Annotated in this window: 14 protein-coding genes; 9 read left to right on the plus strand and 5 right to left on the minus strand. The window is 72.9% G+C overall.

All coding sequences use genetic code 11. From position 1 onward, the window contains the following. Positions 1–47: 47 nt before the first annotated feature. Positions 48–707, minus strand: coding sequence for a bifunctional DNA primase/polymerase (locus ACFVYL_RS10185; RefSeq protein WP_389714303.1), 660 nt, complete (start codon positions 705–707; stop codon positions 48–50). 350 nt (positions 708–1,057) lie between these two features. Here ACFVYL_RS10185 and ACFVYL_RS10190 point away from each other — a divergent pair, with 350 nt between their 5' ends. Both ACFVYL_RS10190 and ACFVYL_RS10195 read left to right on the plus strand, forming a co-directional pair. Next, positions 1,058–2,446 carry a transcriptional regulator gene (locus ACFVYL_RS10190; RefSeq protein WP_389714305.1) on the plus strand — a complete coding sequence of 463 codons (1,389 nt, stop codon included), beginning with the start codon at positions 1,058–1,060 and terminating at the stop codon, positions 2,444–2,446. Positions 2,447–2,605: 159 nt separating this feature from the next. Next, on the plus strand, positions 2,606–4,702 hold the full coding sequence (locus ACFVYL_RS10195; protein ID WP_389714306.1) for a hypothetical protein: 2,097 nt from the start codon (positions 2,606–2,608) through the stop codon (positions 4,700–4,702). A 98-nt stretch (positions 4,703–4,800) separates the two neighbouring features. On the opposite strand, the gene ACFVYL_RS10200 is transcribed toward ACFVYL_RS10195, so the two are convergent. Continuing rightward, positions 4,801–6,075, minus strand: coding sequence for an ABC transporter substrate-binding protein (locus ACFVYL_RS10200; protein ID WP_389714307.1), 1,275 nt, complete (start codon positions 6,073–6,075; stop codon positions 4,801–4,803). 118 nt (positions 6,076–6,193) lie between these two features. Here ACFVYL_RS10200 and ACFVYL_RS10205 point away from each other — a divergent pair, with 118 nt between their 5' ends. Then, complete coding sequence (locus ACFVYL_RS10205) at positions 6,194–6,694, plus strand: hypothetical protein (RefSeq protein WP_389714308.1); 501 nt, start codon at positions 6,194–6,196, stop codon at positions 6,692–6,694. A gap of 81 nt (positions 6,695–6,775) precedes the next feature. After that, positions 6,776–7,657, plus strand: a complete 882-nt coding sequence (gene purU / locus ACFVYL_RS10210) for a formyltetrahydrofolate deformylase (RefSeq protein WP_389714310.1) — start codon at positions 6,776–6,778, stop codon at positions 7,655–7,657. A 15-nt stretch (positions 7,658–7,672) separates the two neighbouring features. Here the strand turns inward: purU and ACFVYL_RS10215 are convergent, their stop codons facing one another. Together ACFVYL_RS10215 and ACFVYL_RS10220 are read right to left on the minus strand one after the other, a co-directional pair. Continuing rightward, positions 7,673–8,992 (minus strand): zf-HC2 domain-containing protein, encoded by a 1,320-nt coding sequence (locus ACFVYL_RS10215; RefSeq protein WP_389714312.1) that lies wholly within the window; start codon positions 8,990–8,992, stop codon positions 7,673–7,675. Next, a complete protein-coding gene (locus ACFVYL_RS10220) occupies positions 8,989–9,573 on the minus strand; it encodes a sigma-70 family RNA polymerase sigma factor (RefSeq protein ID WP_389714313.1) in 585 nt (194 codons plus the stop codon). Before ACFVYL_RS10220 ends, ACFVYL_RS10215 begins: the two co-directional genes overlap by 4 nt. A 291-nt stretch (positions 9,574–9,864) precedes the next feature. On the opposite strand from ACFVYL_RS10220, the gene ACFVYL_RS10225 reads away from it, so the two are divergent. Beyond that, positions 9,865–10,239: an STAS domain-containing protein gene (locus ACFVYL_RS10225; protein ID WP_389714314.1), complete on the plus strand. Its 375-nt coding sequence runs from the start codon at positions 9,865–9,867 to the stop codon at positions 10,237–10,239. Positions 10,240–10,460: 221 nt separating this feature from the next. After that, positions 10,461–10,973, plus strand: coding sequence for an EF-hand domain-containing protein (locus ACFVYL_RS10230; protein WP_389714315.1), 513 nt, complete (start codon positions 10,461–10,463; stop codon positions 10,971–10,973). 22 nt (positions 10,974–10,995) lie between these two features. Here the strand turns inward: ACFVYL_RS10230 and ACFVYL_RS10235 are convergent, their stop codons facing one another. Then, complete coding sequence (locus ACFVYL_RS10235) at positions 10,996–12,570, minus strand: class I adenylate-forming enzyme family protein (RefSeq protein ID WP_389714317.1); 1,575 nt, start codon at positions 12,568–12,570, stop codon at positions 10,996–10,998. A 183-nt stretch (positions 12,571–12,753) separates the two neighbouring features. Here ACFVYL_RS10235 and ACFVYL_RS10240 point away from each other — a divergent pair, with 183 nt between their 5' ends. From ACFVYL_RS10240 to ACFVYL_RS10250, 3 genes are all read left to right on the plus strand, one after another. Next, on the plus strand, positions 12,754–13,896 hold the full coding sequence (locus tag ACFVYL_RS10240) for an acyl-CoA dehydrogenase family protein (RefSeq protein WP_389714318.1): 1,143 nt from the start codon (positions 12,754–12,756) through the stop codon (positions 13,894–13,896). Between the two features lie 7 nt (positions 13,897–13,903). Further along, the gene (locus ACFVYL_RS10245; RefSeq protein ID WP_389714319.1) at positions 13,904–14,743 is read left to right on the plus strand and encodes an acyl-CoA dehydrogenase family protein; all 840 of its coding nucleotides are present in this window, start codon (positions 13,904–13,906) and stop codon (positions 14,741–14,743) included. A gap of 553 nt (positions 14,744–15,296) precedes the next feature. Beyond that, entirely contained in the window at positions 15,297–15,899 is a 603-nt protein-coding gene (locus ACFVYL_RS10250) for an ATP-binding protein (protein ID WP_389714320.1), read from the plus strand. The last annotated feature ends 126 nt before the right edge of the window (positions 15,900–16,025 follow it).

Raw genomic sequence — 16,025 nt, forward strand, 5'->3', positions numbered from 1 at the left:
GCTCTCGTCGTGTCCGCACGATACGACGGCGGTGGCCCCGGCGGGACTCAGCGGCGCGCTTCCCTGCCGCACGCGTAGGCCAGCGGCGAGATGATCTCCTCGACGTCCGGCAGCCAGCGGTTGGCGGCGGTGGGGCGGCAGGCCCACTGGACAGCGCCGATGGCGCCGTAGCGGGTCGGGGGAGCGGCGACGTAGGTGCCCTCGCCGAAGGAGATCAGGTCGATGGCGGCCGGGGGCCAGCCCAGCCTGCGGACGAGGTCGGGGACCTTGGCGGCGGCGCCGGGCAGCACGAAGAACTGCATGCGCCGGTCGGGGGTGCAGGTCACCGGGCCGAGCGTGAGCTCCATCCGCTCCATGCGGGCGAGCGCGAGGAACCCGGCGGTCTCGGGCACGTCGATCGCGTCGAAGGTGCGCCCGGTGGGGAGCAGGATCGAGGCGTTGCCCTGCTTCTGCCAGAGCCGTCGGGCCACGGTCGCGCTGCCGGTGGCCTGGGTCGCCCAGTCCTCGCGGGCGGGGTGCGCGCCGGGCGCCTCGCACGCGCTCTCCCCGCACGAGCACCGCTCGACGCCGTCGACGGACTCGAGCCAGGTCCCGGGGACCACGTCCCAGTGCCGCTCCTCCGCATATCGCACGGCCGTGTCCAGCAAGGCCTCTCCGCGCTGCTTCGGGATCTGCGCGGCTGACGTGACTCCGATGGTCTCTTCCACGGAGTTCTCAACTCTCCGTGCCACCTCGGGTTACGGGCGCACGCGAGGGCGGGGGAGGAGCATCGATCCTGCGAGTGGGGCGCATGGGTGCACGGGTGGGGGCGCGCGTGGGGATTGGCTTCCGGGGGCGGGTAGCCAGGTCAAGGGCAATCAGAGGACGCCTCGGAGGAAGCCCGCGGGCCGGCAGGTCCGTACAGAGATCCGTACGGATTCGCACTTGTCGTTCTTAATGGCTTCTTTTGCTTCTTTTGTGGCGCATCTTCGCCTTGCCCCAAGGGCATTGATCATCGTGAGGCGGTCCACGGCGGCCGCCCGTTCCGATGGTCCACGGTGCACACAGGGGGTACGCCATGGCCGCAAGGCCGCTCGTCGCGCGACAGCCCAACGAAAGGCTGCAGGCGCTCATCCAGGAGGCCGGCTGCTCCAACGCCGGACTCGCCCGCCGGGTCAACATGTGCGGCGCGGAGCACGGTCTCGACCTGCGCTACGACAAGACGTCCGTGGCCCGCTGGCTGCGCGGTCAGCAGCCGCGTGGGCGGGCGCCCGGCATCATCGCGGAGGCGCTCGGCCGCAAGCTGGGCCGCACCGTCACCATCGACGAGATCGGCATGGCGAACGGCAAGAACCTCGCCTCCGGCGTGGGACTGCAGTTCTCGCCGACCGTTCTCGGCGCCATCGAGCAGGTCTGCGAGCTGTGGCGCAGCGACGTGGGCCGGCGGGACTTCCTCTCCGGCTCCTCCGTGGCCGCCTCCGCGCTCGTCGAGCCCAGCCGCGACTGGCTGATCTCCTCGCCGGACTCGCAGGTCGGGCGGTCCGCCGGGCCGCGCGTCGGCATGGCGGACGTGGCCGCGGTCAAGGCGATGACGGAGGCGCTGACGCAGCTGGACCACCAGTTCGGCAGCGGCCATGTGCGGCCGGTCGTCGTGCACTACCTCAACTCCGTGGTCTCCGGGCTCCTCGCGGGCTCCTACCGGGAAGCGGTCGGGCGCGAGCTCTTCGCCGCGGTGGCGCGGCTGACCGAACTCGCCGGATACATGGCGGTCGACACGGGGCAGCCGGGCCTCGCCCAGCGCTACTACATCCAGGCGCTCCGGCTCGCCCAGGCAGCGGGCGACCGCGGGTACGGCGGATACGTGCTCGCCGCGTCCATGAGCCACCTCGCCGCCCAGCTCGGGAACCCGCGCGAGATCGCACAGTTGGCGCGGGCCGCCCAGGAAGGGACGCGCGGCCGGGTCACGCCCCGCGCGCAGGCGATGTTCTACGCGGCGGAGGCGCGCGGGCACGCGCTGCTCGGTGACGCGCGCGCCACGCAGGTGGTGGCGGGCCGTGCGGTCGAGGCGATGGACCGGGCATCCGGCGAGGCATCGTCGGGCGACGACCCGGTGTGGATCCGGCACTTCGACCACGCATATCTGGCCGATGAAATGGCGCATTGTCACCGGGACTTGGGGCAGGCCGACGCGGCGGCGCGCAGCGCCCAGGAGTCCCTCGACGGCCACCCCGAGACACGGGCGCGGCGGCGGGCCATCGGCCTCGTCCTGCTGGCCACGGCGCAGGTGCAGCGGCGCGAGGTGGAGCAGGCCTGCCATACGGGCCTGAAAGCCGTCGAACTGCTCGGCACGCTGCGGTCGAACCGCGGCGCGGAGTACCTGGAGGACTTCCAGGACCGGCTGGAGCCCTACCGGGAGGAGCCGGTGGTAAGGGAGTTCGGGGCGCGCCTCGACGTACAGGCGGCGTGACGAACTCGCGGATCCACCCCTGAACAGCGTCTGGGCAGGCGGTTCCGTTACTGCCGCCGCCCGGCGCGGGGCGGCGTTCTGAGCTGCGTGGCAGAGGGATGTGGGGACCCGGTAGCGTGACCCGACGGTTCCGTAGGTCCCCCATGTGTAGGAGTCCCGGTGACGCAGCAGAGCGGTCAGGGCGCTGCTTCCTCCGATCCGCAGCAACCTGCGGACCGGCCCGCCCACGAGGGCGTCGTGCTGCCCGCTGACGGCAGCGAGCCGCTGTTCCCCGGCACCGCGGGCCGGCACAGTGCCCCGGCGGGCGGCAGCCCGTGGGGCGAACCCTGGGGGCCCGAGACGGCCGGACCGCCGCCCGGCCAGGGCCAGGAGTGGGGCGCGCCGCCCCAGCAGACCCCCGCCCAGCCGCTTCCCGCGGAGGGCACGGCCCCCGACCCTGCCCAGGCCCAAGCCCAGGCCCAGCAGTACGGCGGTCCTGGCTACGGCCCGCAGGCGTACGGCGGCCAGGGCTACGGGCAGCAGGGCTACGGGGACCAGGGCTACGGCGGTCAGGGGCATGGCGGCCAGAGTTACGGCGGCCAGGCGTACGGCGCGGGGCAGCAGCCCGACTACGCCGCCGGTCAGCAGGGCCAGCAGGGTCAGCAGGGTCAGCCGATGCAGCCGGGACAGGGCCAGCAGGGCTACCCGGGCCAGCCGGGACACCCCGGCCCGCAGGCTCACCCGGGTCAGCCGGGACACCCCGGCCCGCAGGCTCACCCGGGTCAGCCGGGACACTCCGGCCCGCAGGCTCAGCCCGGCCACGGCGCGCACCGCGCGCACGCCGCCCAGGACCGGCCCGCTCAGGACCGGCCCGCCCACGGCGACCCGTCCTACGGCGGCCAGGGCGCGCACGGGGCGCAGGCGGCGCACGGCTCCCACGCTGCGCCGCAGCAGGCGTACGGCGCCCATGCCGCGCCGCCTTCGAGACCGGGCGCGCACGCCGCGCCCCAGACCGGGCAGCCCCTGCCGCCCGCCGCGCCGAGGCAGGCACAGGAGCTGCCCGCCGCCGTGACCACCCCGCCGAGCATGCCGCTGCCGCCCGTCGCCGCGCCGGGCGCGCCGTCCGACAGCGAGGCCACGCAGTACATACCCCCGGTGCCCGCCGCCCCGTCCGCGGCGGACGAGGGGGCCACCCAGTACATACCTCCGGTGACCCCCGGCGCGCTGCCGCCCGAGGCTCCCGCCGCCGACGCCACGCAGTTCCTGGGCCGTACCGGTACGCCGATGCCCGGCGCCATGCCCGGCGCCATGTCCGGCGCCGCGTCGGACAGCGACCCCACCCAGTTCATCACCCCCATACCGGGTGGAAACGCCCCCACGAACCCCGCAGGCCACGCCCCCGCAGGCCATGCCCCGGGCCACGGCGCCCCGCCCGAGCCCGCCGCGGCCCCCTACGGCATCCGCCCCGGCGCCCCCGGCGACCGGCAGCCGCCCGCCGAGTTCGACAGCCTCTTCCGCACCGAGCCGGAGGCCGAAGGCCCCGCCTCCACCCAGCAGATGCCCCGCGTTCAGGCCCAGGGCCCCGCCCCCGCGCCCCTGCCCGAGCCGGGCGGGAGCGGTCACGGCGGCGGTGGCCGGCGCGGCGGCCGCACCGGTTCGAAGGTGCCGCTGATCGCCGCCGTCGGCGTCGGCATCGCCGTGGTCGGCATCGGGGCGGGCGCCCTCCTCAGCTCCGGTGGCGGTGACGACGACAAGGAAGACGCCGGTCAGTCCGTCTCCGCGTCCTCCGGGCCCGACGAGCGGCCCTCGCCGACCGCCGACCCCGTCAAGGACCAGGCCGTCGCCCTGGACAAGCTCCTGGCCGACAGCAACAACAGCCGTGACATGGTGATCGCCGCCGTACGCAACGTCGGGAAGTGCCAGAACCTCGGCAAGTCGGCCAAGGACCTGCGCGACGCGGCCAGGCAGCGCAACGGCCTCGTCACCCGGCTCGCCGCCCTCAAGGTCGACAAACTCCCCGCCAACGACCAGCTGACCGCCTCCCTCAACAAGGCCTGGAAGGCCTCGGCCGCGGCCGACAACCACTACGCGGCCTGGGCGGACCAGGTGGGCGGCAAGAAGGGCTGCCACAAGGGCCGCGCCCGCAACACCGCGCAGGCCGCCGCGGGCAACCAGCAGAGCGGCGCGGCGACGACCGCCAAGGAGCAGGCCGCGAACCACTGGAACGCGATCGCCCGCAAGTACGGCCTGACCGAGCGCAACAGGACCCAGCTCTGACCCTGGACGACAGGCCCTGGGGCGGACCTTGGGGCAGCCCCTGAGGCAGGCCCTGAGGCAGGCCTCGGGGCCCGCCCTGATGTCTGTCCTAAGCCGTCCTAAGCCGTCTGTTCCAGCGTCTTCTCCACGTTCACGAATCCCGTGCGGGCCGGGACGAGCCGCCCGTCCCGCACCACCTGGAACGTGACGCCCGAGTTGATCAGGCGCGGGAACTCGCTGGCCGCGAGAAGGTCCTCGAAGCGCCAGCTCAGCGGCGGGGTGAGGCCGCCCGTCTCGACCCGCAGACCGCCGTCGAGGGCGCGGCGCAGCGTGCGGGACGACACGTCGCCGCCGTCGAGCGACTCGACGACCTGCTTCAGGACGGTGTACGCGATCCACGTCGTCTGCACGCCCGCGTCCGCCGGGTCGACCCGGTTGTCGCCGAAGGCCTGCTCGCGGATGACCTCCCGCATCTGGGACCACCGGGGGTCGCCCGTCGCGGGGTACCAGCCGGTGACGTACGCCCCTTCGTAGGGGCCGCTCGCGCCGCCGGTGCGGTCGATGAGGGACTGGTCGACGCTGCCGAGCACCGAGGAGATCCGGACCGGCGGATAGTCGTCCTTGGTGCGGCGGAACGAGTCGTAGAAGGTGTCCGTGCGCGCCCCGAGCGCCGCCGTCACACAGCCGTCGTGGGCGCCCGCGGACTTCAGGGCCTGCTCGGCCTGCGGGGTGAGGTCGGTGCCGTCCTCGGGGGCCCGGATGTCCGCGACGGGCCTGTGGTGGCCGTCGGCGAGCCCCTGGTTGAGGAGCTTGGGCAGCTCGTCGCCCGCGAGGGTGTCGGGGCGTACGAGGGAGACGCGGGCGCAGCGGCCGGCGAGCTGTCGGCCGTTGCCGGCGAGCAGGGCCGGTTCGCCGCCGTTGACCGGGTAGGAGAGCGGGCTGCTGAACTCGTCGTCGGTGATGCCGTAGCCGCCGATGTAGGGGATCCCGGCGCCCTCCAGCGGGGCGAGGAAGGAGCTGCCGTGCTGGCTGTAGGCGCCGACGACCGCGGCCACGTCGTTGTCGACCGCCTCGCGCGCGCAGTCGGCGGCGCCCACCGTGTCGTTGTGGTCGTTGCAGGTGAGGACCTTGAGCTCGTGGCCGTCGAGGCCGCCGTGCGCGTTGACCCAGCGCGCGTAGGCCTGCGCCATGGCGGGGACGCCCGGCTTGTTGGTCGCCTTGGTCTTCTCGGGTGCCCAGGTCATGACGGTGATCGGGGCATCCCTGGAACCCCCCGTGGTGCCAGGGATGACCCCGCAACCGGATATCAGGGACGTACTCGCCGCCACGGCTGCCGCGGAGAGCAGAGCGGTTCGGGTGGGGCGGGGGAGGAAGGTGCGTCGCCGGCCGGTCATGTCCCTGCACGATTCCGTTGCGCGGCCAACCGTGGAGTGACACGTTCTCAACGGACAGTGACATGACGGTGAACGGGCGGGGTCCGGTTCGCGTGCGCGGGGTGGGAACGTACGATCCATGACCGTGCAAGGTTCGGAGAAGTCTTCCCGTCGCGGCCGTCGCTCCAGCACCATGGGCGGTATGCCGACCAACGACATGCCGTGGTGGCGCTGGCGCAGCAACGTGCGCTCGGCGCTGCACATGCTCTCCGACCCCGAATTCCAGCGGGAGTGCTGGCTCGCGGGGCGCGAGGAGTACGGGGACGTGACCGACGCCGTGTACCGCCTCGTCGAGGACACCTGGCTCGACAACTGGTCCGCCGAGAAGTACGTCGGCACGATCTTCCGCGACCCGCAGGAGGCGGCCCTCGTGGACACGGCCGTGCTGCGGGTCCTGCGGATCATGCACGAGGTCGGGCCCGACGCGATGGTCTCCGCCTATCTGCAGCACCCCGGGTGGCCCGAGGCGGTCCACGCGGCGCGCGACGCGCACGTACGCCTGGCGGCGGGCGACGGGGAGGACCCGGACGAGGCGCCGAGAACCCTCGAAGTGCTGCGGATCCTGACGCGCTCCGCGTGACACAGGTTCTGACGGCGCACCTGGGGTCCGACCGGCGGGACGATTGCCCACGGCGGTGTCCGCTGTGGGAACCTTGGCCGCATGAACGAGCAGTCCACCGCCCCCGCCGCCCCCGCTGAGCAGTACGTCCTCACCCTCTCCTGCCCCGACAAGCAGGGCATCGTGCACGCCGTGTCGAGCTACCTCTTCATGACCGGCTGCAACATCGAGGACAGCCAGCAGTTCGGCGACCACGACACCGGACTGTTCTTCATGCGCGTGCACTTCTCGGCCGAGGCGCCGGTGACCGTCGACAAGCTGCGGGCGAGCTTCGCCGCGATCGGCGACTCCTTCCACATGGACTGGCAGATCCACCGCGCCGAGGACAAGATGCGGGTCGTCCTGCTCGTGTCGAAGTTCGGGCACTGCCTGAACGACCTGCTGTTCCGCTCCCGGACCGGCGCGCTGCCGGTGGAGATCGCCGCGGTCGTCTCCAACCACAAGGACTTCGCCGAGCTCGTCGCCTCGTACGGCATCCCCTTCCACCACATCCCGGTGACGAAGGAGAACAAGCCGGAGGCCGAGGCGCAGCTCCTCGAACTCGTGCGCTCGCTGGACGTGGAGCTGGTCGTCCTCGCCCGGTACATGCAGGTCCTCTCGGACGACCTGTGCAAGGAGCTCAGCGGGCGGATCATCAACATCCACCACTCGTTCCTGCCGAGCTTCAAGGGCGCGAAGCCGTACCACCAGGCGCACGCGCGCGGTGTGAAGCTGATCGGCGCCACCGCGCACTACGTGACCGCCGACCTCGACGAGGGCCCGATCATCGAGCAGGAGGTCGAGCGGGTCGGCCACGGCGTCACCCCCGACCAGCTGGTCGCGATCGGCCGCGACGTGGAGTGCCAGGCGCTCGCGCGGGCCGTGAAGTGGCACGCGGAGCGCCGGATCCTGCTGAACGGCCGCCGGACGGTCGTCTTCGCGTAGGCCGTGTCCGCGGGGCTACATCCGGCTCAGTGAGGCCGCCGCGAACAGCACGTCGCGGATGGCCTCGCGGTCGCCGTCCTGACCCGCGGCCGCCTCCTTGGGAGAGACGTGGCCCGCGGCCAGGCGGCAGAACTCGACGCCGTCAAGCGCCACATGGGCGACCTCGTGCTCGCGCGAGGCGACCGCGGCGGGGGAGTCGAGCGGGATGAGCCACTCGCCGCCGCCGAGCCCCTCGATCTCCAGGCGCAGGCTGCGGCCGGGTGCCCCCGCCGCGACCAGCCGACGGGCGGGCGAGGCGAGCCCGGAGCGGCGGCGTCCGGCGAGCGTGCCGGGGAGCAGCCGCGCGGCGAGGTCGATCATGTGGTGGAGGTGCCGGGGCGCGGGCGGTACGTACGGGTAGTCCACGGCGTGGGCGATGTCGCCCGCGTGGATCCAGCACTCGAAGGCGCGGTCCACCATCGCGTCCCGCAGCGGGAGCTCGACCGTCTCGCGCGCCTCGGGATCCGTGCCGCCGCCCGGCACGGCCACCGTGCCGTACGGCACCGGGAGCCGCCCCGAACCGTCGCCGGCGAACGACACCGTGCGGACCAGCTCGTGCGTCTGCTCGCGCCAGGGGGTGCGCACCGCGCGCGTGGGCGGGAAGTGCGAGGCGCGCCAGTACGCCTCGGTGCGGTGGTCCGGATCGTGCTTCACCCGGACGTCGGTGCCGAGCGGGTCGTCGAGGCCGAGGGCGAGCCCGACCATGCCGTCGACCGCGAGCAGATGCGCGATGACGCCGGCCACGGTGGTCTTCCTGCTGACAGGACCGTCCTCGTCGAACCAGCGAAGGCGCACCGGGGCGTGCCACTCCGCGTCGCCGATGTCCTGCAGCAGGGCGTCCAGTCGGGCGGTCTCCGCGTCGTAGGGAACAGCCCACTCGGGCACCGGGATACGCGGCGGGCGCCGCCCCAGGCAGCTCTCCAGGACGCGGGTGCGCAGGCCCGGGTCGAGGTCGAGGTTCTCCTCGGGGTGCAACAGGCCGACGGCGTCGCGCAGCCGCAGGGCCTCGTCCGCGCAGGGGCCGCAGTCGCCCAGGTGCTCCTCGACGGCGGTGGCTTCCTCGGCGGAGCACGCGGAGAGCGCCCAGGCGCCGAGGAGGGACTTCAGGACGCGGTGCTCAAGGACGAGCGGCGCCGGGGGCGGGTCGGGCACGGGCCGGCCGGTGTCCTCCACGGAGGAACGCGGCATCGGTATGCGCGGGGTGGCCTCGGTTCCTGGCCCCTCGCCCTCGGTGCCTTCCTGGCGGCCCTGGCCGTCCGGCCCTTCGTACGGCTCGGGGCGGTCGGAGCCGGTCACAGCGCGGTCCCGGAGCCGCGGGCGGCGCCGGCGGACGGGTCGCCGGTGTCGTTGGCCGTGGACAGGAGCTGCAGGCCGAGGCGGAGCCTGCGGCGGGCCTCGTCGTCGGTGACACCGAGGTCGGCGGCGGTCTGGCGGTAGTCGCGCCGATGGAGGTAGGCGAGTTCGAGGGCGGCCCGCAGCGGGGTGGGCATGGCGGTGACGATGTAGTCCGCGCGGGCCGCCGCGGAGGCGCGGCGGACCTTGCGCTCCAGCTCCTCCGGGGTGCCCTCGCCGCTCCGGGCGAGGGCGGCGGACTCGGTCTGGCGGAGCCTGCGGACGGCGTGCCGGTGGGTGAGCGTGGCGATCCAGGAGCGCAGCGGGCCCTGCCGGGGGTCGTACGCGTCGGGGTTCTCCCAGACGTGGGTGAAGACTTCGCGGGTGATGCGGTCGGCGGCGAGCTCGTCGTCGAGGACGCGGTGGGCGAGGCTGTGCACGAGCGAGGCGAAGCGGTCGTAGAGCTCGCCGAGTGCGGCGGCCTCTCCGTGCGCGAGCCTTTGCTGCATCCGGCGGTCCCAGCGCCGCGGCGCGTCCTTCGGCATGCGGCCCCCTCGTGCGCTTGCCCTGTTCTGCCTGCCTACTCCGACGGTACTTCCCGTTTGTCGTTTCGCGTCTGTGGCTCCCCTTCGAATGTAGTCGGCTCCGCTGGAGGAACTCTCTTGTTTGCGGCAAAGCGGGCCCTCTGCGGGAGGCCGGATGATATTGACGAGGGTTTGCTGGTGTTTCATAAGGGGAGTGGAGGGGCAGCCGAAGCAGAACGAAACGTAGGGACTGCTTCCGGTTAGCTCCGGAACGAGTGACAGGCAGGGCAGGGCGAGCGAGAGGCGTGACGCGTGACGCTCAAGGTGACGATGGGCGAGCAGGACGGCTGGGCCGTGCTGTGCGTCTGCGGCGAGATGGACCTGCTGACCTCACCCGTGGTGCGCCAGCGCGTGCACGACGCCGTGGCCGACGGCCGCCGCCGTATCGTGCTCGACCTCTCCGAAGTGCTCTTCTGCGACTCCAGCGGCGTCGGCGTGCTGATCGCCACGCGCCGCCTGATCCGTTCCTTCCAGGGCCACCTGCGGCTGATACTGCCCGCGCAGGGCGCCGAGGACGGCTCGCACGTCAACCGCGTCCTCGCGGCTCTCGGCGTGCGCAGGCTCTTCGAGGTGTTCCCCGACGTACCGGCGGCGCTCGAAGACGGGGCGACCCCGCTCTCCGCCTGAGTCGTTCCCGGGACAGCGGACAGCGGACAGCGGACAGCGGACAGCGGACAGCGGACAGTGCACCACATCACACCTGTGCCACACCCTTGTCCCGGAATTCCGGCGGTCTTGGCACAAGCATCGCTTTCCCGTCTCCGGGCACCCGTCACGTCGTACGCTCAGCTCCCGGGAACATCCCCGGAGCATGCACCCAACCGCGGAAGTGAGGCGGCCCGAAGACCATGGACAGTGCCGAGTACGAGCGTAGGATCGCGGCCCGGTTCGCCACCTTCGACCAGGACGGCAACGGTTACATCTCCCGTGAGGACTTCAGCACGGCGGCAGCCGCCCTGTGCACGGAGTTCGGCGCGACGGCGCGGTCCGAGCAGGGGCAGGCCCTCTACATCGGGGCCGAGGCGTTCTGGCAGGGCATGGCCGGGATCGCGGACCGCGACGGGGACCAGCGGATCACCCGGGACGAGTTCGTGGGCGGCGCCGTGAAGCGGCTGCGGGACAACCCCGACCGGTTCGCCGAGATCGCCCGGCCGTTCCTGCACGCGGTGATCGGTGTCGCCGACGGCGGCGCGGACGGCGCGATGACCCCCGAGGCGGCCGGCCGTGCGCTCAAGGCGCTCGGTGTGCCCGAGGACATCGCCGCGGCGTCGGCCGCCGCACTGGACGCGGACGGCGACGGCCGGGTCACCGAGCAGGAGATCGTGCAGGCCTTCGCGCAGTACTTCACGGTCCCCGAGTAGGGCGTACAACAACCAGCGCGCGTCAGTGTGAGAAGCGTTCGCGCAGCTTGTACTTGAGGACCTTGCGCAGCGTCTCGTTGCGGGGGAGCGCCTCGACCAGCTCCAGCTGTTCCGGCAGCTTGTAGGTGGCGAGGCCTTCCCCGCGCAGGTACGAGGTGACGGCCGCCAGCGTCAACGCCTCCGTGCCCGCCCGCTGTTCGACCACCGCGCAGACCCGCTCCCCGCGCTCGGGGTCGGGCAGGCCGACGACCGCGGCCTCGCCCACGCCGGGGTGCTGGTGGAGCAGGTCCTCGATCTCCTTGGCGGAGATGTTCTCGCCCTTGCGGATGATGATGTCCTTGGCCCGCCCGGTCAGCACCAGATGGCCGCTCTTCTTGAGGTGGCCGAGGTCCCCGGTGATCAGGAACCCGTCGGCGTCGAAGACGTCCGCGCTCTGCGCCGGGTCCAGGTAGCCCCGGCAGACCGCCTCCCCGCGCAGCCGGACCTCGCCGTCCGTTCCGGGCGGTAGTGGCGTGCCGTCCGCGTCGGTGATGCGGATCTCCATGCCCTCCGGAGGCAGCCCCTCGGTCGTCGCGAGGTTCTCGGCGGTGTCGTCGGGGGCGCCCATGGTGATCATCGGCACCTCGGTCATGCCGTACCCGTGCGTGAGTTGGCAGCCCATCTCGCGCACCACCGCGTGGTAGACCTCCGGCGGCTTGGGCGCGCCGCCGCCCGCGAGCAGGCGCAGGGTCGGGATGACGCGCTCGCCCTGCGGCAGTCGGCGCTGCTCGGCGAGGAACATCGAGTAGAACGCCGTCGAGCCGCCCGCCACGCTCACGCCGTGCCGCCGGTAGCCGTCGAGCGCGTCCGGCAGCGCGAAGGTCTCGAACATCACCGCGGGGAAGCCGTACAGGAGCAGCATCACCGTGTAGTCGGGGCCCGCGATGTGCGCGAAGGGGAACGCCATCGAGCCGACGTCCGACTCCGTCAGGTGCAGGGCGTGGGCCAGGCACGAGCCGCCCGCGAGCAGCGAACGGTCCGTGTGCAGCACGCCCTTGGGGTCGGACGTGGTGCCCGAGGTCCAGTAGATCCAGCGCACCGCGGTCCCGTCGGAGGGCGGCGGGGGCAGTACGGACGGGTCGCCGTCGGGCAGCGAGTCGTACGCCTCGAAGACCTCGAACTCCACACCCGCGCCGAGGCGGTGGGCCATCGCCGTGTGGTCGAAGCCGCGCCAGACGCCGGGCACGGCGAAGAACTCCGCCTTCGACTCCCGCAGCGCGAAGCCGACTTCGCGGTCGCGGTGGAAGGGGATGAGCGGCGACTGGACGGCGCCGATGCGGGCGAGCGCGAAGGAGAGCAGGGCGGTCTCGATGCGGGTGGGCAGCTGCCAGGCGACGACCGTGCCGGGCCGCACCCCCATGGCGTGGAGACCGGCGGCGACGCGCTCGGCGCGGTCGTGCAGCGCGCCGAAGGTGAGCGTGCGGTCGTCGCGGGGGTCGGCGGCGGCCTGGAGGAGCACGGGCCGCTCGGGGGTGAGGGCCGCGCGGCGCGCGATCAGTTCCCAGAGCGTGCGGGACTCGGCCAGTTCGTACGCGGTCTCGTTGCGCACGGTCCTCATGCGGTCCCCTCCCGGTCCGACGCGGCTCTCACACGGGCCTGGCGACCGGAACTGACGGCCAGTCAGGTTGCGCCGCGAGCGTAAGCCCCGGCGCCTTGTCGGTCCAGAGGGCCCGGGCTAGCCTGCCTCCTGACGGTTCGTCAGATCGTGCGCTGGACGCCACCCGGGACCCGTAGGAGCCGCATGGACCTCACGTACACCGAAGAGGAGGAGGCCTTCCGGGCCGGGTTGCGCGAGTGGCTCTCGCTCGTGCTGCCGAAGCTCCCCGCCAAGCCCTCGCCCCAGGACTGGCCGGGCCGCCGCGCCTACGACACCGCGTGGCAGCGCCTGCTGTACGACGCGGGCTACGCAGAGGTGCACTGGGACGCCTCCCCGACGCAGCGGCTCATCTTCCTGGAGGAGACGGAGAACGCGGGCGCACCCTACGTCGGCGCCAACTTCGTGGGCCTGCTGCACGCGGGCCCGACCATCGCCTCCGAAGGCACGCCCGCACAGCGCGAACGGTGGCTTCCGCCCGTCCTGCGCGGCGACGAGGTGTGGTGCCAGGGGTTCAGCGAGCCCGACGCCGGATCCGACCTCGCCTCGCTGCGCACGCGCGCGTGGCGCGACGGCGACCACTACGTGGTGAGCGGGTCCAAGATCTGGACCTCGCACGCCGAGGTCGCCGACTGGTGCGAGCTCCTGGTGCGTACGACGCCGGTGAGCGAGGCGGTGCCCAAGCACCGGGGCATCACGTGGCTCGCCATGCCGATGGACGCCCCGGGGATCACGGTGCGGCCGCTGCGCACCCTCGCCGGGTCCACGGAGTTCGCGGAGATGTTCCTCGACGAGGTGCGGGTGCCGGTCGCCAATCGCGTGGGGGACGAGAACGACGGCTGGCGCGTGACGATGGTGACCCTGTCGTACGAGCGGGGCACCGCCTTCGCGGGGGAGGTGGTGGCCTGCCGGCGCGTCCTCGGCGAGCTGGCCCGGGAGGCCCGCGGGAGCGGCCGCTGGGACGACTCGGCGCTGCGGCGCAGGCTGGGCAGGCTGAACGCCGAGTTCTCGGCGCTCTGGCGGCTCACGCAGTGGAACGTGAGCGAGGCGCAGCGCACCGGCGGGGTGCCGGGGGCGGGCGGCTCGGTCTTCAAGCTGCGGTACTCGCACGCGCGCCAGGAGCTCTACGACGCGGCGGCCGAGGTGCTCGGCGCGGGCGCCCTCGACCTCGGGCAGGAGTGGACCCTCGACCGCCTCTCCGCACTCTCGTACACGATCGCCGCGGGGACCTCGCAGATCCAGCAGAACATCGTGGCCGAGCGCATCCTCGGCCTCCCGAAGGGGCGGTGAGGGGCGTATGGACTTCCAACTGAGCGCAGACCAAAGCGCGTTGCGGGACGGGATGCGGCAGCTCCTTGCGGGCCGGTTCGCCCTGCGGGACGCCACGGACCGGATCGACCGGGCGCTCTGGCGCACGCTCGGTGACGCGGGGTTCTTCTCGCTCGCGCTGCCCGAGGAGGAGGGCGGGGTCGGACTGGGGCTCCCGGAGGCGGTGTTGGCCTTCGAGGAGGCGGGGCGGGTGCTGCTGCCCGGGCCCGCCGTGGCGTCGTTCCTGGCGGCGGGCGTCGTCCCGGGGGCCGCCTCCGGGGACGTGGTGGTGACCTCGGTCGACGGCTCGCTGGTGCCGTGGCTGGACGACGCGGACGTGGTGCGGGGCGACGCGACCGGCGCCGTGCCGCTGCGGTCCGTCGATCCGCTGACGCCGCTGCACCGGGTGCCCGACCGCGGCCACCTGGACCGGGGCGTCCTCCTGTACGCGGCGGAACAGCTGGGCAGCGCCGCCCGCACCTGCGAGAGAGCCGTCCAACACGCCCGCAGCCGAGAGCAGTTCGGACAGCCGATCGGCGCGTTCCAGGCCGTCAAGCACCTGTGCGCGCAGATGCTGGTGCGGGCCGAGCTCGCCCGCAGCGCGGTCTACGCGGCGGCGGTGACCGGGGACGCGCTGGACGCCTCGGCCGCGAAGCTGCTGGCCGACGACGCGGCCGTACGCAACGCACGGGACTGCCTCCAGGTGCACGGAGGGATGGGGTTCACCTGGGAGTCCGACGTGCATCTGCACCTCAAGCGGGCTTGGGTGCGGGCCGAGCTGGGGCGGACGGCGCGCGACGCCGAGGAGGATCTTGCCGCGGCGCTCTGAGGGGCGCGGGGAGCTTTGGAGGATGCTCCGAGGGGCCGAAAGGGGTGCCGACAGGGGCGTCGACCGGAGCGTCAACCGGGGCATCGGCCGGGGCAGGATCCGCCGGATGCCGAAAATTGGTCTGTCCGATATCGTGCGCTTTGTCGGCTGTTTCGTGGGTCGAAGCCCGTCCGGTGAAGGCTACGGAGCGTCGATATCGGGTTGTGTCCTACGCGTGACTCGTCACGGCATGGAGTCGGTGTCCGGCTCGGGTACCTTGTGTGGGATGCGAGTGGTTCAGAGGTCGAGCCATGCCGGTGTTGCCCATGTGGCGGCGCCGGGCCCGGCGATGCGCGCCGCTCGCACTGCGGGGCGGGTTTTCACCCCGGCCTGTTCGACCCCCTGCGATGTGCGTCGCACAGTATGCAGCACGCGTACTCCTTCGCGCTGGAATATGCCCGAAGCGCTTGTTGGGGTGACTGAACGTCAATCATGCTGTCTCCCAAGGGGATCACGTTCCGTGACCCTGTGGAGTCGCGAGGCGATGTGTCCGCCGGTTCGGATGGTGTGAGCGGTGCAGGTGCTTCAAGTTCAACTGGAGGTCGGGGCTGACCCCGCAGAAGTGGGGCGGGCCAGGCGTTGGGCCCGTTCGCGGCTCGCGGGCTCCGGGATAGAGGCCGACGAGCCCGTCGCCGAGACGCTGATCCTGTTGATCTCCGAACTCGTGACCAACGCCGTGGTGCACACCGGCTGTCCGGCCGTCCTGCGCATGCTGCTCCCCGGCGTCCCCGCCGACGTGCCGGGGACGGTCCGGGTCGAGGTGGCCGACACCAGCGCCCGCCCGCCCGCGCAGCGGCACGCCGACGGCGACGACACCAACGGCCGCGGCCTGGAGCTCGTCGACGGTCTCGCCGACCGCTGGGGCTGGCAGCCCGAGGGCGCGGGCAAGAGCATCTGGTGCGAGGTGGACCGGTGCGATTCCGGCGTCCCGGCGGTGACGTTCGAGGGGACGACCCACGACGGGTCGACCTGCGGCGTCGTGGTCCACGAGGCGGCGCCGCGGGTCTACGAGTCGACCCCGCGCGGCATGACGGCCTGCGACGGCGCTGCCTACGGAGGGGCGGCCTACAACAGGGCGGCCTACGGGGACGCGGACGTCGCTTACGAAGCGGTGTGATCCCGGCGCCTTGCCGGTGCCCGGCCATGCCCAGCCGTGCCCAGCCGTGCCCGTCCGGCGCCCTGAGCCCGTGTGCGCCGTCATGTGCCACGGTGCGCGCGTGCGTGCGCGGGTGGGGCAGACCGG

The organism is Streptomyces sp. NPDC058308 (genome assembly GCF_042880275.1).
Classification (GTDB): Bacteria; Actinomycetota; Actinomycetes; order Streptomycetales; family Streptomycetaceae; genus Streptomyces.